The sequence below is a fragment of the Mycobacterium sp. 852014-52144_SCH5372336 genome, from assembly GCF_001665615.1.
Lineage (GTDB): Bacteria > Actinomycetota > Actinomycetes > Mycobacteriales > Mycobacteriaceae > Mycobacterium > Mycobacterium neumannii_A.
The window spans coordinates 57,158-77,462 of the sequence record NZ_LZSW01000041.1; the positions used below are offsets into that span (position 1 = coordinate 57,158).

General features: G+C 67.0%; 25 protein-coding genes and 2 tRNA genes. 16 read left to right on the forward strand and 11 right to left on the reverse strand.

Annotated features, from left to right (window positions below; all coding sequences use genetic code 11):
* Positions 1-80: 80 nt before the first annotated feature.
* Positions 81-401 carry a hypothetical protein gene (locus A5759_RS26465; RefSeq protein WP_197506002.1) on the forward strand — a complete coding sequence of 107 codons (321 nt, stop codon included), beginning with the start codon at positions 81-83 and terminating at the stop codon, positions 399-401.
* Here A5759_RS26465 and A5759_RS08495 read toward each other — a convergent pair.
* The gene (locus A5759_RS08495; protein WP_255392418.1) at positions 398-1,786 is read right to left on the reverse strand and encodes a PLP-dependent aminotransferase family protein; all 1,389 of its coding nucleotides are present in this window, start codon (positions 1,784-1,786) and stop codon (positions 398-400) included. The two genes, A5759_RS26465 and A5759_RS08495, sit on opposite strands and share 4 nt — an antisense overlap.
* 43 nt (positions 1,787-1,829) lie before the next feature.
* Here A5759_RS08495 and A5759_RS08500 point away from each other — a divergent pair, with 43 nt between their 5' ends.
* Together A5759_RS08500 and A5759_RS08505 are read left to right on the forward strand one after the other, a co-directional pair.
* On the forward strand, positions 1,830-2,240 hold the full coding sequence (locus A5759_RS08500; protein WP_064394856.1) for a hypothetical protein: 411 nt from the start codon (positions 1,830-1,832) through the stop codon (positions 2,238-2,240).
* Positions 2,240-3,151, forward strand: coding sequence for an NAD(P)-dependent oxidoreductase (locus A5759_RS08505; RefSeq protein WP_068196218.1), 912 nt, complete (start codon positions 2,240-2,242; stop codon positions 3,149-3,151). Before A5759_RS08500 ends, A5759_RS08505 begins: the two co-directional genes overlap by 1 nt.
* Positions 3,152-3,166: 15 nt before the next feature.
* On the opposite strand, the gene A5759_RS08510 is transcribed toward A5759_RS08505, so the two are convergent.
* The 4 genes from A5759_RS08510 to A5759_RS08525 form a co-directional block, all read right to left on the reverse strand.
* Complete coding sequence (locus A5759_RS08510) at positions 3,167-3,670, reverse strand: isoprenylcysteine carboxyl methyltransferase family protein (RefSeq protein WP_068196222.1); 504 nt, start codon at positions 3,668-3,670, stop codon at positions 3,167-3,169.
* Between the two features lie 9 nt (positions 3,671-3,679).
* The gene (locus tag A5759_RS08515; protein WP_197506003.1) at positions 3,680-4,780 is read right to left on the reverse strand and encodes a type III polyketide synthase; all 1,101 of its coding nucleotides are present in this window, start codon (positions 4,778-4,780) and stop codon (positions 3,680-3,682) included.
* Positions 4,781-4,932: 152 nt separating this feature from the next.
* A complete protein-coding gene (locus A5759_RS08520; protein WP_068196226.1) occupies positions 4,933-5,748 on the reverse strand; it encodes a crotonase/enoyl-CoA hydratase family protein in 816 nt (271 codons plus the stop codon).
* A 19-nt stretch (positions 5,749-5,767) separates the two neighbouring features.
* Complete coding sequence (locus A5759_RS08525) at positions 5,768-6,202, reverse strand: hypothetical protein (RefSeq protein ID WP_064394903.1); 435 nt, start codon at positions 6,200-6,202, stop codon at positions 5,768-5,770.
* Between the two features lie 40 nt (positions 6,203-6,242).
* On the opposite strand from A5759_RS08525, the gene A5759_RS08530 reads away from it, so the two are divergent.
* Positions 6,243-6,821 (forward strand): TIGR03086 family metal-binding protein, encoded by a 579-nt coding sequence (locus A5759_RS08530; RefSeq protein ID WP_068196229.1) that lies wholly within the window; start codon positions 6,243-6,245, stop codon positions 6,819-6,821.
* Positions 6,822-6,893: 72 nt separating this feature from the next.
* Here A5759_RS08530 and A5759_RS08535 read toward each other — a convergent pair whose 3' ends face one another.
* Both A5759_RS08535 and A5759_RS08540 read right to left on the reverse strand, forming a co-directional pair.
* Positions 6,894-7,367, reverse strand: coding sequence for a DUF4334 domain-containing protein (locus A5759_RS08535; RefSeq protein WP_068196232.1), 474 nt, complete (start codon positions 7,365-7,367; stop codon positions 6,894-6,896).
* Positions 7,364-8,419, reverse strand: coding sequence for a pyridoxal phosphate-dependent aminotransferase (locus A5759_RS08540; RefSeq protein ID WP_068196235.1), 1,056 nt, complete (start codon positions 8,417-8,419; stop codon positions 7,364-7,366). The genes A5759_RS08535 and A5759_RS08540 overlap by 4 nt, the downstream gene beginning before the upstream one ends.
* A gap of 83 nt (positions 8,420-8,502) precedes the next feature.
* On the opposite strand from A5759_RS08540, the gene A5759_RS08545 reads away from it, so the two are divergent.
* From A5759_RS08545 to A5759_RS08560, 4 genes are all read left to right on the forward strand, one after another.
* A tRNA-Ser gene (locus A5759_RS08545) sits at positions 8,503-8,594 on the forward strand.
* Positions 8,595-8,639: 45 nt separating this feature from the next.
* Positions 8,640-8,712, forward strand: a tRNA-Arg gene (locus A5759_RS08550).
* 105 nt (positions 8,713-8,817) lie between these two features.
* Positions 8,818-9,321 carry a metallophosphoesterase gene (locus A5759_RS08555; RefSeq protein ID WP_066846766.1) on the forward strand — a complete coding sequence of 168 codons (504 nt, stop codon included), beginning with the start codon at positions 8,818-8,820 and terminating at the stop codon, positions 9,319-9,321.
* Positions 9,314-9,727 carry an MmcQ/YjbR family DNA-binding protein gene (locus A5759_RS08560; RefSeq protein WP_066846769.1) on the forward strand — a complete coding sequence of 138 codons (414 nt, stop codon included), beginning with the start codon at positions 9,314-9,316 and terminating at the stop codon, positions 9,725-9,727. The genes A5759_RS08555 and A5759_RS08560 overlap by 8 nt, the downstream gene beginning before the upstream one ends.
* Before the next feature lie 7 nt (positions 9,728-9,734).
* Here A5759_RS08560 and A5759_RS08565 read toward each other — a convergent pair whose 3' ends face one another.
* Positions 9,735-10,283: a cupin domain-containing protein gene (locus A5759_RS08565; RefSeq protein ID WP_068196236.1), complete on the reverse strand. Its 549-nt coding sequence runs from the start codon at positions 10,281-10,283 to the stop codon at positions 9,735-9,737.
* Between the two features lie 51 nt (positions 10,284-10,334).
* Here A5759_RS08565 and A5759_RS08570 point away from each other — a divergent pair, with 51 nt between their 5' ends.
* Positions 10,335-12,209 carry an alkyl/aryl-sulfatase gene (locus tag A5759_RS08570; RefSeq protein ID WP_068196239.1) on the forward strand — a complete coding sequence of 625 codons (1,875 nt, stop codon included), beginning with the start codon at positions 10,335-10,337 and terminating at the stop codon, positions 12,207-12,209.
* Positions 12,210-12,290: 81 nt separating this feature from the next.
* Here the strand turns inward: A5759_RS08570 and A5759_RS08575 are convergent, their stop codons facing one another.
* Positions 12,291-13,064: an SDR family NAD(P)-dependent oxidoreductase gene (locus A5759_RS08575; RefSeq protein ID WP_068196283.1), complete on the reverse strand. Its 774-nt coding sequence runs from the start codon at positions 13,062-13,064 to the stop codon at positions 12,291-12,293.
* Between the two features lie 17 nt (positions 13,065-13,081).
* Here A5759_RS08575 and A5759_RS08580 point away from each other — a divergent pair, with 17 nt between their 5' ends.
* Entirely contained in the window at positions 13,082-13,684 is a 603-nt protein-coding gene (locus tag A5759_RS08580; protein WP_068196243.1) for a histidine phosphatase family protein, read from the forward strand.
* Positions 13,685-13,694: 10 nt separating this feature from the next.
* Entirely contained in the window at positions 13,695-14,744 is a 1,050-nt protein-coding gene (locus A5759_RS08585) for a phosphotransferase family protein (RefSeq protein ID WP_068196246.1), read from the forward strand.
* Here A5759_RS08585 and A5759_RS08590 read toward each other — a convergent pair.
* Entirely contained in the window at positions 14,741-15,130 is a 390-nt protein-coding gene (locus A5759_RS08590) for a lipopolysaccharide assembly LapA domain-containing protein (protein WP_064394844.1), read from the reverse strand. The two genes, A5759_RS08585 and A5759_RS08590, sit on opposite strands and share 4 nt — an antisense overlap.
* A gap of 112 nt (positions 15,131-15,242) precedes the next feature.
* On the opposite strand from A5759_RS08590, the gene A5759_RS08595 reads away from it, so the two are divergent.
* Genes A5759_RS08595 through A5759_RS08615 form a run of 5 tightly spaced genes read left to right on the forward strand, consistent with a single transcriptional unit; the run spans position 15,243 to position 19,382 of the window.
* On the forward strand, positions 15,243-16,196 hold the full coding sequence (locus tag A5759_RS08595; RefSeq protein WP_068196285.1) for an ABC transporter substrate-binding protein: 954 nt from the start codon (positions 15,243-15,245) through the stop codon (positions 16,194-16,196).
* Positions 16,193-17,302, forward strand: a complete 1,110-nt coding sequence (locus tag A5759_RS08600; protein ID WP_068196249.1) for an ABC transporter ATP-binding protein — start codon at positions 16,193-16,195, stop codon at positions 17,300-17,302. Before A5759_RS08595 ends, A5759_RS08600 begins: the two co-directional genes overlap by 4 nt.
* A 3-nt stretch (positions 17,303-17,305) precedes the next feature.
* Positions 17,306-17,980, forward strand: a complete 675-nt coding sequence (locus tag A5759_RS08605; protein WP_064394842.1) for an ABC transporter permease — start codon at positions 17,306-17,308, stop codon at positions 17,978-17,980.
* An 8-nt stretch (positions 17,981-17,988) separates the two neighbouring features.
* On the forward strand, positions 17,989-18,789 hold the full coding sequence (locus A5759_RS08610) for an ABC transporter permease (protein WP_066847175.1): 801 nt from the start codon (positions 17,989-17,991) through the stop codon (positions 18,787-18,789).
* A gap of 2 nt (positions 18,790-18,791) precedes the next feature.
* Positions 18,792-19,382, forward strand: a complete 591-nt coding sequence (locus A5759_RS08615) for a putative glycolipid-binding domain-containing protein (protein ID WP_066846790.1) — start codon at positions 18,792-18,794, stop codon at positions 19,380-19,382.
* Here A5759_RS08615 and A5759_RS08620 read toward each other — a convergent pair.
* Positions 19,345-20,304, reverse strand: a complete 960-nt coding sequence (locus A5759_RS08620) for a prephenate dehydrogenase (RefSeq protein WP_082962051.1) — start codon at positions 20,302-20,304, stop codon at positions 19,345-19,347. The genes A5759_RS08615 and A5759_RS08620 overlap by 38 nt on opposite strands.
* Position 20,305 lies beyond the last annotated feature (1 nt).

Below are 20,305 nucleotides of genomic sequence, written 5' to 3' on the forward strand. Positions count from 1 at the left end.
CTCTGGCGGATGGTGTTCCTCACCGAATCCACACCAAATCGAGAGCATCTCGGGGACCGGGCGCGGCGTAGCATCCCTCTATGAGTACAGCGGTGGTAGTGATCACCGTCTCGTTGGTGGCGGTGATCCTCGTTGGCGCGGCGGTGATCTTGCTCGTAGCTAGTCGCGTCGGCCAGCGCCGCGCTGAGTCGGCGGGGGACCGATACCGCAGGGAGATGGGGGATCTCCACAGTCTGCGCAACAGGCGGATGACAAAGGCGCAACGGCGTCGAAAGCGTTGGGCGGCGGGAACTGCGGCGGCAGCCGGTCTCGGCTACACCGACTCCGGTGGCGGCTGGGACGGCGGAGGTTGCGGTGGCGGCGGCTGTGGCGGTGGAGGTTGTGGCGGCGGCGGAGCTTAGGGCATAGCGCCGGCCAACACTCGCACGCCCAAATCGATCTGGGACTCAGTGAGATTGGCGTAGCCGAGGAGCAGGCCAGGCGGCGCCGAGGCGGGGTTGGCGTAGCACGGTGCGAGCGGTTCGACCCGCACACGTTGTTCGGCGGCCAGCCGTACGAGGCCGTCGATCGGGAACCCGTCGGGGAAGCGCACCGTCAGGTGGACGCCAGCCGCGGCGCCGAGGACGGTTGCTTGCGGCAGGTGCCGGCCGAGTGCCCCCAGCAGGGCATTGCGGCGGATCAGGTACCGGCGCCGCATCTGGCGCAGATGCCTGTCGTATCCGCCTGATCTCAGCAGCTGCGCGAACGCCAACTGGTCCATCACCGAACTCCCGGTGTCCGCAAGACCTTTGGCCACTTTGACCGCGCCGACGAGATGTGCGGGCAGCACCATCCAGCCGATGCGGAGGCCGGGCGCCAGGGTCTTGCTGGTCGAGCCGACGTAGATGACGCGGTCGGGCGCGATTCCCTGCAACGCGCCGACGGGTGCCCGGTCGTAGCGGTATTCGGCGTCGTAGTCGTCCTCGATCACCAGATGTCCGGCTCGGACCCACTCCATCAGCTCAGTGCGCCGCGGGGCCGACAGCGCGACCCCGGTCGGGGACTGGTGCGCGGGGGTGGTCAGGACTGCGTCGGCACCGCTGGCCGCCAGCGCGCCGACATCGAGCCCATCTTCGTCGACCGGAACAGGAACCGGTTCAATACCGTTGTTACGCAGCACCATTCGGTGCAGCCAGAATCCCGGGTCCTCCATGGCCAGTGAGGATGTCGGCAATGACCGGGCGAGCAGCGCGATGGCCTGTGTCGCTCCGGAGCACAGCACAATGTGTTGCGGTTCGGCGAGCACACCGCGGACGCGTCGCAAATAGTCGGCCACCGCAACGCGCGTGGTGAACAGCCCCTGAGGCGCCACGTAACCGAATGCATCCGCGCCGATCTCGGCCAGGCCCTGCTTCAGCGCCCGCAGCCAGGCGTCGCGAGGAAAGCTGTGCAGATCCGGCGACCCCGGCAGGAAGTCGATGTCGTAGCGTGCCGTCGGCCCGGGCTCACCGCGGGAGGGCCGGTCGACGGTGTCGACCGTGGCGACCACGGTGCCCGACCCGTGCCTGCTGTGCAGGAACCCTTCGGCGACGAGTTGACTGTAGGCATCGACCACGAGCCGACGGGACACTCCCAGGTCGGTGGCGAGCAGGCGACTGGACGGCAGGCGGGTGCCCGGCGTGAGGCGGCCCGTTCGGATGGCCGTCCGCAGTCCGTCAGCCAGTTGGCGGTGTAACGGATCGGTGGCGTCGCGGTCGAGTTCCAGCAGCAGCTCCGGACCCGAAGTGGTACCCGATTTCGCTGTCAAAGTGGTGCCTATCTTGAGGCCAGTGGCGAACTAGCGTGACCGTATGACATCGACACCGACGCGCACAAGGGCGGGGTTCGTCGAGGTGACGCTCATCGTGTTCGGGCTCTACGCCTTGTCCGTGGGGCTGTTCATGATGTTCGCCCCTGGCGCGTTCTTCGACACGCTCGGCAACTTCGGCACGCGCAATGACCACTACATCTTCGACAACGCCACCTTCGAGATCCCGCAGGGGCTCATGCTGCTCGCCGCGGTCCGGTGGCCGCGGTGGCGCACTCCCGCACTGGCATTCGCGACGCTGCACTGGGCGCTGCACTCGCTCAGCCACATCATCGACCCGCACCACGGAGCGGGTGACTGGATCGGGTGGCTGGAGGCCGGCGGTCTGGTGTTCACCACCGTGATCCTGGCGATCGCATTGCGCGCCAGCGTCATCGCCGATAGGAGGCCGTGATGCGAGTCCTGGTTGCCGGCGCGACGAGTGTGCCTGGTGTCCCGCTGCTGCGTGAACTCGTCACCTGCGGCCACGAGGTCGTCGGGCTGACGCGGTCACCGAACAAGGCGGGCGCGATCACGGCTGCGGGCGCCAGGCCCGTCGTCGCCGACGTGTTCGACGGCGACGATATCGACAAGGCGGTCGCCGACTTCGGTCCGGAGGTGGTGGTTTCGCTGCTGACCACGCTGCCGAAGCGGGGACCGATGCGGGTCAGCGACTTTGAGCCCGCGAGAAGACTGTGGGGTACCGGTGCACCGAACCTGCTGGCCGCGGCGCAACGTGCCGGCGTCCGACGCGTCGTCGCCGAATCCGTGATGTACGCCTACGGTTATCCGACCACCGGTCCGGCGTTGCTGGACGAGAGCGATCCCTACCCCGGACCGGCCCCGCGTGGCGGAGAGGCGATGCTGGCCGCGCTGCGCGGGATGGAGCAGAAGGTCCTGGCGTCCGGTGGACACAGTGACACCGAGGGAATCGTGTTGCGCTACGGCGCTTTCTACGGCCCGGGCGTGCCGCACGACGAGTTGTTCGCGCGGATGGCGCGATTCCGCGTGGCGCTGGACATGGGTGGTAGCGGCATCGTGTCCTGGATCCACATCGACGACGTCGTGAGTGCTACGGCGGCCGCACTCGACCGTGGACGGGGCGGCGAGATCTACAACATCGTCGACGACCGACCGCAGTCGTTCAACGGCTACATCCGGGAGCTCGGCGAGAAGCTCGGGCGGCCTCGACAGCTGCGCATCCCGCGAGCGGCGGTCAGACTCGCCGCGCCCTACGGCGTCACCGCGTTCGGCGACATCTGGCTTCCGCTGTCGAACGCCAAGGCCAAGGCCGAACTTGGGTGGACGCCCGTTCCTCGGGTCTGACTCCTCGGCCCCGGCTCACCCGTACCCCAGCGCGGCGTTCTCGGCCCGGATGCGGACGTTGAGCACCAGGGCGTTGGCGGCGGTGAAAACGACCGCGGTCAGCCACGCCGAGTGGACCAGCGGCAGGGCCGCGACCTCGACCACCACTGCGGTGTAGTTCGGGTGGTGCAGCCACCGATACGGGCCGCGGTGCACGAGCGGCGCTCCCGGGATCACGATGAGCCGGGGGTTCCACCGTCTGCCCAACACCGCGACGCACCACCACCGCAGCGCTGTGCTCGCGCAGACGATGGCCACCATCGGCCATCCGAGCAGGGGGATGAACGGTCTGTGCAGGACCGCCACCTCGGCGATACACGACGCGAGCAGCAGCGTGTGCATGCCGACCATCACCGGATAGTGGCCTTGGCCGAATTCCCTGCCGCCGTTGGCAAGAGACCACCGCGTGTTGCGCCATGACACCACCAACTCGACCAGTCGTTCCAGTCCGATCGCGAGGATGAACAGGTAGTACGCCATGTCGATTCCTCACCACTTCAGCAGGAGCAGCTCGAAGCTGAAGCCCGGACCCATCGCCAGCAACACACCGAACGATCCTGGGGCAGGTGGCGAGGCGAGCGTGCGGTGCAGCACATCAAGCACCGACGCCGACGAGAAGTTCCCGTTCTCCCGCATCGAGTTTCGGCTGTGGGTGTTGGCCTCCGGCGGCAGGCCGATCGCGTTGTCGATCGCATCCAGCACCTTGGGACCGCCGGGATGGCAGACCCACGCGGCGATGTCGCCCACCGTGAGGCCGTGGTCACCGAGGAACCGGGTGACCTCCTCGTCGAGGTAGTTCGCGGCCATGTGCGGGACTTCGCGAGACATCACCAGCCCGAAGCCATTTGAGGTGACGTTCCACCCCATGACGTCGACCGTGTCCGGAAACAGCCGGCTCCTGGTCGCGAGCAGCGCGGGCGCGTGCGCGATCGTCGGTGGAATGCGGTCGGCGCCCGAGACCACGACCGCCGCCGCGCCGTCGCCGAACAGGCAGGCACCGATCAGGGCGGGGATCGACGTGTCGTCGCGTTGCAACGTCAGTGAGCACAGTTCGACGGACAGCAGGACCGCGACGTCGGAGGGAAAGCCCCGCAGGTAGTCGTGCACGCGTGACATGCCGGCTGCGCCTGCGACACAACCCAATCCGAACAACGGTATCCGCTTGACGTCTGGTCGCAACCCGATCCGGGATGCCACCCGAGCGTCGACGGTGGGCACGGCGACGCCGGTGCTCGATACGAACACGATGGCGTCGACTTCATCCGGCGTGACGTGTGCCGCCTCGAGCGCGGACCGCACGGCCCGCTCCCCGAGGTCGACGGCCACCTCGATGTAGGCGTTGTTCGCCTCGGTGAAGCCCGACAACTTCGGGTAGCGAGATAGCGGAAGCGAGAGACTGCGGCTCTGCACACCACTGCTCTGCGCGAACCGGAGGAACTCCGGGCCGCCGATGCCGGTGAGCATCGAAGCGACGTCACTTTGTTCGTAGCGATTTGAGGTGAACGCCACCGCGGTGCCCTCGATTCGGGGTGCACTGATTCGTTGGATCGCGCTGCGATCGAGCGACGCGAAATCTGTTGTATCTGTCATGTCGTGCAGAACGCCGCTGCAGCCAGGAATGGTGCCCAAGGTGACGCATCGCACAGCGATATCGCTGAAATCGATTGCGCTAGAAGGGATTCGGTACTACCGATTCCTGAAAGCGAGCCGGGAACGCGGTGGGAATGTGCTGGGAGTCAACGCTATTCGCCGGTGAACTTCGGCGGGCGCTTCTCGAACATCGCGGTCACCGCCTCGCCCAGATCCTTCGATGGCAGGAATGCCGAATTCCACGCGGCCACATAGCGCAAGCTCTCCGACACCCGGGCGATGCGCTGCTGATCGAGCACATCCTTGATGCCGTACACCGTCAGCGGCGGGTTGGCGGCGATCTCGGCGGCCGTGGCGTGCGCCCCCGCAAGCGAGGCGTCGGCGTCGTCGTAGACGTCGTTGACCAGACCGATCTTCTCGGCGCGGGCGGCGTCGATGTCCTTGCCCGTCAGCGTCAGTTCGCGAAGGTGCCCGTCGGACAGGATCAGCGGGAGCCGCGCCAGCGAACCCACGTCGGCGACGATCGCCAGCTTCACCTCGCGGACGGAGAACTTCGCGTCGGCACTGGCGTAGCGGATGTCCACGGCGCTGATCAGGTCCACGCCGCCGCCGATGCACCAGCCGTGCACCGAGGCGATGGTGGGGGTGCGGCAGTCGGCGACCGCGTTGATCGCGCCCTGCATCTTCGTCAGCGTGGTGTGGAATCCGAGGCGGCCCTTGGCGCCGGCATCGCGGCCGGGCATGGTGGCGCCCATCGCGGCCAGGTCGAGCCCGTAGCTGAAGTTGCGGCCCGAGCCGGTCAGCACGATCGCGCGCACCTCCGGATCGGCGTCGAGCGTCCCGAACACCTCGGGCAACTCGGCCCAGAACGCCGGGCCCATGGCGTTGCCCTTGCCTGGCCCGATCAGCGTCACCCGCGCGACGTGATCGGAGATGTCAACGGTGACGGATTCGTAGGTCTCGCCCATGGGGCAACACGCTAGTTCGTCACGGCGGCGGCTTGCCCAGGAGCACCTCGTTCACGGTGGCGCTGGGCAGGAACTGGCAGGCGGCGTCGACCAGCATCTGACCGATGCCCTCCCCGTCGGGACCGAGCGGGTTGCCCTCCTGGTTGAGGATCTCGCGGATCACCGCGACCTGGGTCGCCTCGTCGAGCCCGTTGTACTCCGAGCACTGCATGGACAAGGCGTTCGGCGGCGCGGGGACGACCGGGACGTCGGTGTTACGCGTGGGCAGGGGAATGTCGGGAAGCCCGATATCGGGCAGCCCAGGAATCGACGGCGACGTCGGCCTCGCCGGGGAGGTCAACGGCGGCCCCGGCTCGGTGGTCATCGCGACGGAGCCCTCCGTGGTGCGCTGGCATCCCGTCGCGACCCCGACGAGAACCAGCGCCACTGCCGCCACTCGCACGTGCGTTTTCATCACGGCAACGATATGCCCATCGGCGACGTAGCGTGGCGTCATGCCCGACGACTTGCGTGCCGGACCCGATTCGCCGCCGACCGACGAACTGCGCAGCGCGGAGAAGTCGTTCGCCGTGTTGCAGCACGTGCTGCACGGCATCGCCGCCGACGATCTGCACAAGCAGACGCCGTGCCGAGAGTTCGACGTCGCAGCGTTGACTGACCACCTGCTGAATTCGATCACCATGCTCGGCGCGATGGCGGGCGCGCAGTTCACTGAGCGCGACCGCGACGCGCCGATCGAGCAGCAGGTGGTGTTCTCGGCGCGGTCAGCGCTGGACGCCTGGCGGCGGCGGGGGCTGGACGGCACCGTGGACTTCGGCGGGAACGACGTGCCGGCCCGGATGATGGTCGGCGTGCTGTCGATCGAGTTTCTGGTGCACGCGTGGGATTACTCGGCAGCGATCGGGCGCGACGTCAACGCCCCCGAGTCGTTGTCAGATTACGTGCTGGGGCTGGCCCGCAAGATCATCACGCCGGAGGGTCGGGTCAACGCCGGTTTCGACGATCCGATCGACGTGCCCGCCGACGCCGGGGCGCTGACCCGGTTGCTTGCCTATACCGGTCGGCAGCCCTAGCCGTTTCGCGAGACGTACACCAGGGCTGTAGATCCGCTGCCCCGTACGACCCTGGTGTTCATCTCGCGAGCGCTACAGCCGCTCGAGGTAGAAGTACAGGTGCCGGGGTGTACCGGAGCTGGTGTCGAGCGCGCCCTTGCCGTTCATGATGCCGACGACGGCGTTCTCGTCGACGACCTTGAAGTGATCGTGCACGGGTGCGCCGTCGTAGACCATCGAGGCCGTCACCTCGTCGCGAAACTCCTCCATCCACAGGCTGGCCTCACCCTTCATCGCCTCGGTGTTGGAGAACTTGTTGCCGCCGGCGTCCAGGCACACCAGAGGCTTGGCGTCGGTGGCAGAGTGGAAGGTCTTGCCGAACCAGTTGAGCCGCTCCATGAACCCGTTGGCCTTGTGGCCGGTGTGGAATTCGCCGCCCTTCCACTCGCCGATCATGAAGTCGATGGTGGCGGGCGTAAGCGTCGCCCAGAACTCGTCGAGTTCGGCGTCGGAGATGGTGCCGGTGCGCTCCTTGAGCTCGGTGAAGATCTCGCGGGCGTCGCTCATGACTGTCCAATCCATTGTCGGGCGAAATCGAGGAACGCGTCGTTCTCGTGGGTCGCGGCGACGGTGACGCGTACTCCGTCGTCGCCGTAGGGCCGCACGATGATGCGGTTGTCCGCCGATGCCTCGGCGAACTGCTGGGCCTGCCCGGGCAAGGGGAGCCAGACGAAGTTGGCCTGCGAGTCGGGCACGGTGTAGCCGGCTGCGCGCAGTTCCGCGGTGACCCGGGCGCGTTCGGCGACGACGGTGTCGGTGCGCTCGAGCAGTTCGTCGGCGGCGTCGAGGGATGCGATCGCGGCGGCCTGCGAGACGCTGGTCGCGGTGAACGGCACGTACACCTTCCCGATCGCGGTGATGAGGTCCGGGTCGCCCACGGCGTAACCGACCCGCAGACCCGCCAGGCCGTAGGCCTTCGAAAACGTTCGTAACACAACGAGGTTGGGATGGGCACGAACCAGACCCAGGCTGTCGGGCACCATCGGCTCGCGGATGTACTCGACGTAGGCCTCGTCCAGTGCGATCGCGATGTGCGGCGGGACCGCGGCGACGAAGCGGGCGAGCGCGTCGGGCGCCACGACGGTGCCCGTCGGGTTGTTCGGATTGCACACGAAGATCAGCCGGGTGCGGTCGGTGATCGCGGCCAGCATGGCGTCGAGGTCGTGCGTGTGGTCGGTCAGCGGCACCGGCACGGGTGTGGCCCCCGCCGTTCGCACCTGCAGCGGGTAGATCTCGAAGCTGCGCCAACCGAACAGCACCTCGTCGCCGACGGTCGAGGTGATCTGGATCAACTGCTGACACAGGCTGACCGACCCGCAGCCCACCGAGATGTGCTCGGGGGCGAAGTTGACGTGTTTGGCGAGTCGCTCGCGGAGCTCGACGTAGCCGTTGTCCGGGTAGCGGTTGATGTTGCCGACGGCGTCCGAGATCGCGGCCCGCACGCTCGGAAGCGGCGGATCCACGGTCTCGTTGCTGGCGATCTTGATTGCGCCGGGAACGGTCCTGCCGGGGGTGTAGGCGGGCAGATCAGCCAGTTCGGGACGCAGCCGGACGGTCACTGCACCAGTTTATGGGTCGGCCGAATGCGCTTTGCCTCGCGCGGTAGCCCATGTGTACGCTGTCGGATCGGCGGTAATCGTCGGGAGGCGTGCCAGAGCGGCCGAATGGGGCTCACTGCTAATGAGTTGTCGCCCTCAAAGGCGACCGGAGGTTCAAATCCTCTCGCCTCCGCCACGGCTGACCCGTCAGCCGCACAACTGAACACTGAAGAAAGACCATGCGCCCGTAGCTCAACGGATAGAGCATCTGACTACGGATCAGAAGGTTAGGGGTTCGAATCCCTTCGGGCGCGCTTTTTCTCTGCCGCCGACTCTGAAGCTGTGTTCGAGCTTCAGGCCGGATATCGCGCACAGCCTCAGTTTCGGCGGCGTTGTCGGCCGCCACTAGATTGGCAGCCATGCGGCTGTTGTTGATCGCCGATACTCACGTTCCCAAGCGCGCCAAGGACCTGCCCACGCGGGTGTGGGACGAAGTGACGAAGGCAGACGTCGTCGTGCATGCAGGCGACTGGGTGGAGCCGTCGTTGCTGGATGCGCTCGAGGCCCGGGCCAAGCGGCTCGTCGCGTGCTGGGGCAACAACGACGGCGCCGAACTGCGCCGCCGACTGCCCGAACGAGCCGATGTCACACTCGGCGGCCTGCGCTTCACCGTCGTCCACGAGACCGGTGCGGCTACCGGCCGCGAGGCGCGCATGGCCAAGGCCTACCCGGACACCGACGTGCTGATATTCGGCCACAGTCACATCCCGTGGGATACGACGACGAAAACCGGTCTGCGACTGCTGAACCCGGGTTCGCCGACCGACCGGCGGCGCCAGCCCCATTGCACGTACATGACGGCCACCGTGCGCAACGGCTCGCTCACCAACGTCATCCTGCACGCCTTGGAACGCCGTGCGTGACCGGCCGGCGCGGGTCGCCGACGTCCATGCGATCGCCGCTTCGATGCCGCACGTCAAGCGCATCGAGGGCCCCAAGGGCAACCCGATCTACCAGGTTGGCGGCAAGTCGTTCGTGTTCTTCCGCACTCCTCAGCCCGACGCCGAGGATCCGGAGACCGGCGAACGCTACGCCGACGTGATCATGATCTGGGTGGAATCGGAGATGGACAAGCTGGCGCTCGTCCAAGATCCCGACTCGCCGTTCTTCACCACCGACCGCTTCGAGGGCCATCCCTCGGTTCTGGTGCGCGCCAGCAGGTTACGGGAGATCGGGAAGGTCGAACTGACCGAACTAGTCCAGGACGCGTGGCTCTCGCGCGCTTCGAAACGCCGGGCCGATCGGTGGTTGGCCGAGCACCAGGGCTGACGGGAAGCTACTTCGGTGGGACGTTCGCGTGCTCGGCGCCGCAGATGAACACGGCCATCCGGGCCGGTGTGTCGCCGGGGTTTTTCCAGCGGTGCCGCGTCCCGTTCTGCACGACGGTATCGCCCGCTTGCAGGGTTACTTCGGCACCGTCGTCGAGTTCGAGCACGACGGTGCCCTCGAGCACCACCTCGAAGTCGACGGTGTCCGTGGTGTGCATGCCCGGGTCCGTGTAGTCCATGTAGCCGAGCATTCCCGGCAGCTTGTCCTCCATCTCGGCCATCGCCTCGTCGATGTCGAGGGCCTCCGGAGCCTGGGCGCCGTGCGACGGCGGCAGCGTCAGCATCGCGAACCGAAAACCACCGACAGGCGGAAAGTAGTTGTGCCACTGGGGCATCGAACCGTCGTCGGGGAAGCGGCACGTCTGGTCGCTACCCCACAGCAGATGGTTCTCGAAGCCCGGCATCAACTCCGTCTGAATCGGTGCGACGCTGTCGTCGCTGACAAAGACGGACTTTCCGGACGAATCGTGACCGGTCACCACTCGGCGTACTTGCATGGGGTCAGTGAACCAGCCCCGCGCCGACGTGGGGATGAATATCGTGTCGCCATGCAGCAGAAACCCCCCACCGGCGTCATCGAGTCCGCACACCGCGAGCACCTCACGGCCCTGCCATTCGATGACACCGCGGACTTCGACAACGCCAACCGCGGGTTCATCGCGGCTTTGGATTCCTGTGTGATCAAGGCGGCCGACGGCCGGGTGGTCTGGGACAACGACACGTACTCGTTCCTCGATGCGGACGCGCCGCCGTCGGTGCATCCCAGCTTGTGGCGGCAGAGCCGGTTATGCGCCAAACAGGGCCTCTACGAAGTGGTCGAGGGCATCTACCAGGTGCGCGGATTCGACCTGTCCAACATCACCTTCGTCGAGGGCGACACCGGTGTGATCGTCATCGACCCGTTGATCTCCACGGAGACCGCCGCGGCGGCGCTGGCGCTCTACCGCGAACACCGCGGGGATCGAGCCGTCACGGCGGTTATCTATACCCACAGCCACGTCGACCATTTCGGCGGCGTCCTGGGCGTCACCTCTCAGGCCGACGTGGATGCGGGCCGCGTCGCGATCATCGCGCCCGAGCACTTCACCGAGCACGCCGTGCAGGAGAACGTGTACGCGGGCACCGCGATGAGCCGTAGAGCCAGCTACATGTACGGCGCACTGCTGGCGCGTGGACCGCAGGGGCAGGTGGGATGCGGGCTGGGACAGGTGACGTCGACGGGTGAAGTGGCGCTGATCGTTCCGACGGTCGACATCCGTCAGACCGGCGAGACCCACACCGTCGACGGCGTCGAGATCGAGTTCCAGATGGCGCCGGGGACCGAGGCGCCCGCCGAGATGCACTTCTACTTCCCGAAGTTCCGCGCGCTGTGCATGGCCGAGAACGCCACCCACAACCTGCACAACTTGCTGACACTGCGCGGCGCGCTGGTGCGTGACCCGCACGGATGGGCCGGCTACCTGACCGAGGCAATCGACGCGTTCACCGACCGCACCGACGTCGTGTTCGCGTCACATCACTGGCCGACCTGGGGCCGGGACAACATCGTCGAATATCTGTCGCTGCAACGGGATCTGTACGCGTACTTGCACGACCAGACGCTGCGCCAACTCAACCAGGGGTTCACCGGCATCGAGATCGCCGAGGACTTCGCGCTGCCGCCTGCGTTGCAGAACGCGTGGCACGCACACGGCTACTACGGCTCGGTCAGCCACAACGTCAAGGCGGTCTATCAGCGCTACATGGGCTGGTTCGACGGCAACCCGGGACGGTTGTGGGCGCATCCGCCGGAAGCCGCAGGCCCTCGCTACGTCGAGGCGATGGGTGGCCTGGACAGCGTGGTCGACGTCGCGCGCAAGGCCTTCGAGCAGGGCGACTACCGTTGGGCAGCAACGCTCTTAGACCATGCGATGTTCACCGACGAGCATCACGGCGCCGCTCGCGAACTCTACGCCGACACACTCGAACAGTTGGCCTACGGGGCGGAGAACGCGGTGTGGCGCAACTTCTTTCTCTCCGGAGCGACCGAACTTCGTGACGGCAACTTCGGCACCCCGACCCAGACGGCGTCGACGTCGATGGTCGCGCAACTGACCCCCGAGCAGATCTTCGATGCGCTCGCGATCAGTGTGAACGGCCCGCGGGCATGGGATCTCGACATCGCCGTCGACGTCACCTTCCTCGACACCGACACCAATTACCGCTTGACGCTGCGCAACGGCGTGCTGGTGCACCGCAAGGTGGCCGCCGACCAATCGGCCCACGCCACCGTCAAAGTGGCCACCAAGGTGCGGCTGCTGGCGCTCGCGGCCGGCGACGACAGCTCACCAGGCTTGGACATCTCCGGCGACACCGGCGCCCTGCAGTCGCTGATCGGCGTGCTGGACCGCCCCGACCCGAGCTTCAACATTGTCACGCCCTAACCGCATCCCTGCCGAGTGTGGGGTCGATGCACGCTTGCCGGCGTCAGGGCGTGCGGGTAACCCACGTTCGGCGGAAGACGGTCAAGGCATGCCGCCGTCGACGCGGATGATCGAACCCGACGTGTAGCTCGACGCGTCCGACATCAGATACAGGGCGGCACCGACGATCTCGGGTGGCTCACCCAGCCGCTGCAACGCGAAATGCTGCGCGCCCTTCTGAGTAGCGGGGATATCCCAGGCCTTGCTGATGTCGGTGAGGAACGGACCCGGCATCAGCGTGTTTACTCGCACCGTCGGGCCGTACGCCAGCGCCAGTCCCTCGGTCAGCGCATTGAGCCCCGCCTTGGCCGCCGAGTAGGGGAGCTGCTCGGGGCGGGGCCGGCGCGAACCGCTCGAACTCACGTTGATGATCGAGCCGCCGCCATCGGCGACCATGCGCTCACCGACCAGCGTCGACAACCGGAACGGGCCCTTCAGGTTCAAATTGATCACCGAGTCGAACAGCTTCTCCGTAACCGAGGGAAGCGACTCGTAGAGCGGCGACATCCCCGCGTTGTTGACGAGCACATCGACCTTGCCGAACCGTGCGTAGGCCGCGTCGACCAATCCGTCGAGCTCATCCCAGCGCCCGACGTGCGCCTGGTAGGGCAGCGCGGCGCGGCCGGTCGCCGAGGCGATCTCTTCGGCCGTCGCCACACACGAGTCGTACTTGCGGCTGGCGATCACCACGTCCGCGCCGCACCGCGCAGCGGCGAAAGCCATCTCCTTGCCAAGTCCCCGGCTTCCGCCGGTGACCAGCACGACGCGGTCGGAGAGGTCGAAGAGCTCGGTCGCGAAATCCTTGTCGGCACTCATGGCCATATGGTGGCACGGTGCAGTTGCTCATCATTCGACATGCGTTGCCGCTTCGCAGCGAGCCGGGCCAGGGCTCTGACCCCGGCCTGTCCGAGGAAGGCATCGAACAGGCAAAACGCCTGCCCGACGCGTTGGCGCGCTTCCCCATCTCACGGTTGGTCAGCAGTCCGCAGAAGCGGGCGATCCAGACCGCCGAGCCGGTCGCCGAGGCGCTCGGCCTGTCGATCGATATCGACGACCGGCTCGCCGAGTACGACCGCGACCTCTCGCACTACACGCCGGTCGAGGAGATCTCCGAGGAGGACATGCGTCGCCTCGCCAACGGTGAGCTGCCCAGCGGCGTCGATCAGTCGGCGTTCATCGCCCGGGTCAAGGCCGGGGTCGACGACATCGTCAAGGCCGCCGACCGGGAGGACACCGTCGCGCTGTTCAGCCACGGCGGCGTCATCAACGCCCTGGTGCACGACGTCATGGGCACCGAGCGCCTGCTGTGCGTGCAGGTCGACTACGCCGGCATCACCCGGGTGTTGTGGTCGTCGTCGCGCGAGACGTTCTTCGTCGCGGGAATCAACTCCACCGAGCACGTATGGGACCTGCTGCCCAGAAATCAACAGTGGTAGACATCTTCCAATGACCGCTGAGCCGCACCCGTCCAAGCCCGCCCGACTCGAAGGGCTCGACCTCCACGCCCTCGACCGTCATCTGCGTTCGGAGGGCATCGCCCGCAACGGTGACCTGCGCGCCGAGTTGATCTCCGGCGGCCGGTCCAACCTGACTTTCCTGGTGTTCGACGACCAGTCGAAGTGGGTGCTGCGCAGGCCGCCGCTGCACGGTTTGACGCCGTCGGCACACGATATGGCCCGCGAGTACAGGGTGATCTCGGCGTTGCAGGACACCGCCGTGCCCGTCCCTCGCGCGGTGACCATGCGCAACGACGACTCGGTGCTCGGCGCACCGTTCCAGATGGTCGACTACGTCGAAGGGCGGGTCATCCGGCACACATCCGAACTCGAGACCCTCGGCGACAAGTCCGACATCGAGGCCTGTGTGGACGCGTTGATCAAGGTGCTCGCCGACCTGCACGCCCTGGACCCCGAGGAGGTCGGTCTCGGCGACTTCGGCAAGCCCACCGGATACCTCGAGCGCCAGGTGAAGCGCTGGGGTGGGCAGTGGGAGCTGGTGCGCCGAGAGGACGACGAACGCGACGACGACGTCAAGCGGCTGCACACCGCGCTCGGAGAGACGATCCCGGCGCAGAGCCGCAGCGCGATCGTGCACGGCGACTACCGCATCGACAACACGATGCTCGACGCCACCGACGGCAGCAAGGTGCTCGCGGTGCTGGACTGGGAGATGTCGACCCTGGGCGATCCCGTCAGCGATGCCGCCCTGATGTGCGTGTACCGCCACCCCATGTTCAACCTGGTGCACGCCGACGCGGCGTGGGCGTCACCGCTGATCCCGCCGGCAGACCAACTCGCGCAACGGTATTCGGTGGCGTCGGGTCAGCCGCTGGACCATTGGGAGTTCTACATGGGCCTCGCGTACTTCAAGCTCGCGATCATCGCGGCCGGCATCGCCTACCGCGGCAGGGTGGGCGGCGCGCCGGCCGACTTCGTCACGATGGTCGACGACGCAGTCGCTCCGTTGATCGACGCCGGACTCGAGTCGTTGCGCTAACGGAGCGCGGCTTTGTAGTTCTTCTTGGCGGCGCGACGCAGTTGCACCATGCGTGCCGCCCCCGCCAACGCCGTGATCAGCCCGCCACACACCGCGGCGAACAGAATCGCCACACCCCTCGGCATGAACCAATTCCAACCGAGGAAGGCGAACTCGGTCGATTCAGTGTTCTGCGCGATGAATATCAGCAGCAGGATGAGGATGAGGAAGCCTGCGATCACTGCCGACCAGAGCGCGGCCGCGCGGGTGAAATGGACCTTCTTGACCGACGGTGCGGTGCGATCGGCGATCTCGCCGTCCGTCGGCGGAACCGGCGGCCCGGGATTGGGTGGACCGTAGGGCTCCGGTTCGTTCTGCGCTGACGGACCGTACGGATCGGTGCTCATGGGTCCAAGTTTGCCCCTTCCCGGCCCCGACAAACGGCATTTGACGTCGACGGTCGAATCGTGGGCCGGACAAACCGCGCGTAGCTGCGGCGATGCCGATACTGTCGGAATCATGACCTCGATGCCGCGACGCCGGCGCCCGCCGTTCGCCGTGGCGGTGATGGTTCTCGCGCTCCTGATGAGCACGGCCTGCGGCAGCTCGAACCCGCTCGGCGGCGGCGAGATCTCCGGTGACCTCAAGACGATCGCGGTGGGGTCCGCGGACTTCACGGAGTCCAAGATCATCGCCGAGATCTACGCTCAGACCCTGGAGGCCAACGGCTTCACCGTGCGACGGCAGTTCGGGATCGGCAGCCGCGAGACCTACATCCCCGCCGTGCAGGACCACTCGATCGACCTGATCGGTGAGTACACGGGCAACCTGCTGCAGTACTTCGACGAGGACACCACCGCCACCACCCCCGACGCGGTCCTGCTTGCACTGCTCAAGGTGCTGCCCGGTGATCTGTCCATCCTGTATCCGTCTCCGGCGGAGGACAAGGACACCCTGGCGGTGACCGAGGCGACCGCGCAGCGGTGGAACCTCAAGACCATCGGCGACCTCGCCGAGCACTCGCCGGAAGTGAAAGTCGGTGGGCCATCGGAGTTTCAGACGCGGATCACCGGTCTGGTGGGGCTGAAGGAACGGTATGGGCTCGACATCGCACCGGCCAACTTCGTCGCCATCAGCGACGGTGGCGGTCCGGCGACCGTGCAGGCGCTCACCAGCGGGACGATCACCGCCGCCAACATCTTCAGTACGTCACCGGCGATCGAGAAGAACAATCTCGTCGTGCTCGAAGACCCCGAGAACGTGTTCCTCGCGGCCAATGTCGTGCCGCTGGTTGCGTCGCAGAAGATGTCCACCGAACTCAAGACGGTGCTCGACGCGGTCAGTGCGAAGCTGACCACCGAGGCTCTGATCGAGCTCAACACCTCGGTCGAGGGAAACCGCGGCATCGACCCCGACGAAGCGGCGCAGAAGTGGATCGCGGAGAACGGATTCGACAAACCGGTGCAGAAGTGATCGAGTTCTCCAACGTCACCAAGCGTTACCCGGACGGCACCGTCGCGGTCGCCGACCTCACCCTCGAGGTGCCCGAGGGAACGTTGACGGTCTTCGTCGGCCCGTCGGGCTGCGGCAAGACCACGTCCATGCGGATGATCAACCGGATGATCGAGCCCACCTCGGGCACCCTGACTGTCGACGGACGCGACGTCACCAAGGCGGACCCGGTCAAGCTGAGGCTCGGCATCGGCTATGTGATCCAGAGCGCGGGCCTCATGCCACACCTACGGGTGGTCGACAACGTCGCCACCGTCCCGGTGTTGCGGGGTGAATCACGGCGCAGCGCACGGCGATCCGCGCTCGAGGTGATGGAACGAGTGGGTCTGGACGTCAAGCTCGCCGACCGCTATCCGGCGCAACTGTCCGGTGGTCAACAACAGCGTGTCGGGGTGGCGCGCGCGCTGGCCGGCGACCCGCCGATCATGCTGATGGACGAACCGTTCAGCGCCGTCGACCCCGTCGTGCGAGAGGAGCTGCAGGCCGAGATCGCCCGTCTGCAAAGCGAACTGCACAAGACCATCGTCTTCGTCACCCACGACATCGACGAGGCGGTCAAGCTCGGCGACCGCGTGGCGGTGTTCGGCCGCGGCGGGGTGCTGCAGCAGTACGGCGAGCCGTCGTTCGTCCTGTCCAATCCGGCCAACGAGGAGGTGGCCGCGTTCGTCGGCGCCGATCGTGGATACCGCGGCCTGCAGTTCTTCCACGCGTCGGGCCTGCCGCTGCACGACATCGGCCACGTCGACGAACGCGATGTCGAAGCGCTGGAGTTGAGGCCCGGTGATTGGAGGCTGGTCACCAACGACGACCGGAAACCGTTCGCCTGGATCAACGCCGCCGGGGTGGCCCTGCGCCGCACCGGAAAGTCGCTCTACGACAGTACGATCGCCGGCGGTTCACTGTTCCGGCCGGACGGGACGCTGCGCAACGCGCTCGACGCCGCGCTGTCCTCGCCGAGCGGGATGGGGGTCGCCGTCGACGACGACGGCCGGGTGATCGGCGGGGTGAAGGCCGACGACGTGCTGGCCGAACTCGACAGGCAACGCCGGGTCCCGGAGTTGGGCTAGCGGATGCGCTATCTGCTCACACACCTCGACGATCTGTGGGCGCTGACGGTGATCCATCTGCGCCTGTCGCTGATTCCGATCGTGCTCGGCCTGATCATCGCCGTACCGGTGGGCGCCGCGATCCAGCGCACCACCACGGCGCGGCGCCTGACCACGATCACCGCCAGCATCGTCTTCACCATCCCGTCGCTGGCGCTGTTCGTGGTCCTGCCGCTGATCATCCCCACGCGCATCCTCGACGAGGCGAACGTGATCGTGGCGCTGACGCTCTACACCGTGGCCCTGCTGGTGCGGGCGGTGCCGGAGGCGCTGGACGCGGTGTCGCCGACGGTGCGCGACGCCGCGACGGCGGTCGGATACCGGCCCCTGACGCGGATGATGAAAGTCGAACTGCCCCTGGCGGTTCCGGTGCTGATCGCCAGCTTGCGCGTGGTCGCCGTCACTAACATCTCGATGGTCGCGGTCGGATCGGTGATCGGCATCGGCGGGCTGGGCACCTGGTTCACCGAGGGTTACCAGGCGAACAAGAGCGATCAGATCATCGCGGGCATCATCGCGATCTTCGTGCTCGCGATCGTCATCGACACCCTGATCATGCTGATCGGTAAGGCGCTCACTCCGTGGACGCGCGCGACCCGTGGGGTGCCGGTGTGGCGCAGGCTCAAGGCGGCGTCGTGACGGGTCCGATGGGGTTTTTGCAGGAGGCGCTGTCCTACCTGTTCACCGCGGCCAACTGGAGTGGGCCCGCCGGGCTGCTCGCCCGCACCGTCGAACACCTCGAGTACACGGTGCTCGCGCTGTTCTTCTCGGCGCTCATCGCCATTCCGGTCGGGATGCTGATCGGACACACCGGCCGGGGGACATTCATCGTCGTCACCGGTGTCAACGCACTGCGCGCGCTGCCGACGCTGGGCGTGCTGCTGCTCGGTGTGCTGCTGTGGGGACTCGGGCTGGTACCGCCGACCGTTGCGCTGATGCTGCTGGGCATTCCGCCGCTGCTGGCGGGCACGTATGCAGGCATCGCCAACGTGGACCCCACCGTCGTCGACGCCGCCCGCTCCATGGGCATGACCGAACGGCGCATCCTGCTGCGCGTGGAGACGCCGATCGCGATGCCGTTGATCCTGGGCGGGCTGCGGACCGCCACGCTGCAGATCGTGGCCACCGCGACCGTCGCCGCATACGCCAGTCTCGGCGGGCTGGGCCGCTACCTGATCGACGGCATCAAGGTGCGCGAGTTCCATCTGGCCTTGGTCGGCGCGCTGATGGTGACGGCGCTGGCGTTGTTGCTCGATGCCGCGCTCGCGTTCGCGGTGTGGGCCTCGGTGCCGGGAACCGGGCGACTGCGAAGTCGGCGGCGCATGCCCCAGCCGTTTCTCGGCGACGAAGTCGTTCTCGAATCCCGTCCCCGCGCAACATCACAGCGCGGCCCAAAAAGCAAAGACCCAGCACGTTACGAACGAGGGGACGGTTCGCATACGGTATAGGGGTGAGTGAAGCAGGCGGCTCCGAGAAGACATGGCCGGCGATCCTGACGTGGCGGGCGCACGACGTCCCTCGAATGGAATCGGTCCGGGTGCATGTGTCGGGCAACCGCATCAAGGCCTACGGCAGGATCGTGGCCGCCGCTACACCCTTTCACCCGGCGTTCTCCGCTTCCTACGACTTGGTGACGGACGAGGCCGGCGGTACCAAACGGCTGTCCATGACCGTCACACTCGCCGAGCGCGAGCGGCAACTCTCGATTGCCCGCGACGAAGAGAACATGTGGCTGGTTCAGCAGCACACCGGGGAGACCCGTCGCGCCGCGTACGACGGCGCGCTGGACGTCGACGTCATCTTCAGCCCGTTCTTCAACGCCCTGCCGATTCGGCGTACCGGGCTGTATCAGCGGACCGATTCCATCAGCTGCCCGGTGGTGTACGTGCGACTGCCGGAACTGTCGGTGGAGACGGCGGTGATCAGCTACAGCAGCGCCGAAGACGGAATCAAGCTGCACTCGCCCGTCGCCGACACCACGATCAGCGTCGACTCGGACGGGTTCATCCTCGACTATCCAGGGTTGGCAGAGCGGATCTGATCACCCCGCCCGCGCGGCCCGCCGCGGCCAGTTCCTCGCGCCACTGCTCTTCGCCGACGACGATCGTGACGATCCCCGTCCTGTCGAAGTTGTCATAGCGAATCCGGGCGGCGTGCCCGGAGTCGACGAATTCGGTCAGCGGTCTGCGCGCGGCGAGCGCGTCGCGGGCGTCGGTGAGCAGTTCCAGCGTGCGGTCCAACACCGGCAGCAGTTCGTCGGCGTTGGCCTCGCACATCGCCCGCACCATATCCGGCGCGGTGGCGGCCACGCGGGTGCCGTCGCGGAACGAACCGGCCGCCAGCGCGAACGCCAGCGGCACCTCACCGGCGGTGGCGGCGAGTGCCTCGGCCAGCAGGTGGGGCAGATGAGAGATCGTCGCGGCGGCCGCGTCGTGTTCATCGGAGCGGGCGGGGACGACGACCGCGCCGCAGTCCAGCGCCAGGTTCATCACCAGCGTCCAGATATGCGGGTCGACGTGATCGTCGACGCAGACGACCCACGGCGCGTCGACGAACAACCGGGCGTCGCCCGCTGCCCAACCCGAGTGCGCGGTGCCCGCCATCGGGTGCCCGCCGACGAATCGCTCGAGCAGACCATATGTCTGGACCTCTTGCAGCACAGCGGTTTTCACGCTTGTCACATCGGTCAGCGGACAGTCCGGGGCGGTGTCGCGAATGTGGCCCAGCATCTGGCCCAGGGCGGGCACCGGCACCGCCAACACGATCAGCGCGTTGTCGGCCGCCGCCCGCTTCAGCACGGCGTCGAGGTCCTCGCCTGCGTCGAACCCGTCGGCGGTCGCGGCCTGGACGCCTTCCAGTGACCGGTTGTAACCGAACACCTCGCGTCCGGCGGCCGCCGCTGCGCGCATGACCGAGCCACCGATCAGCCCGAGGCCGAGCACGCAAACCGGGGTGTTGGTCACC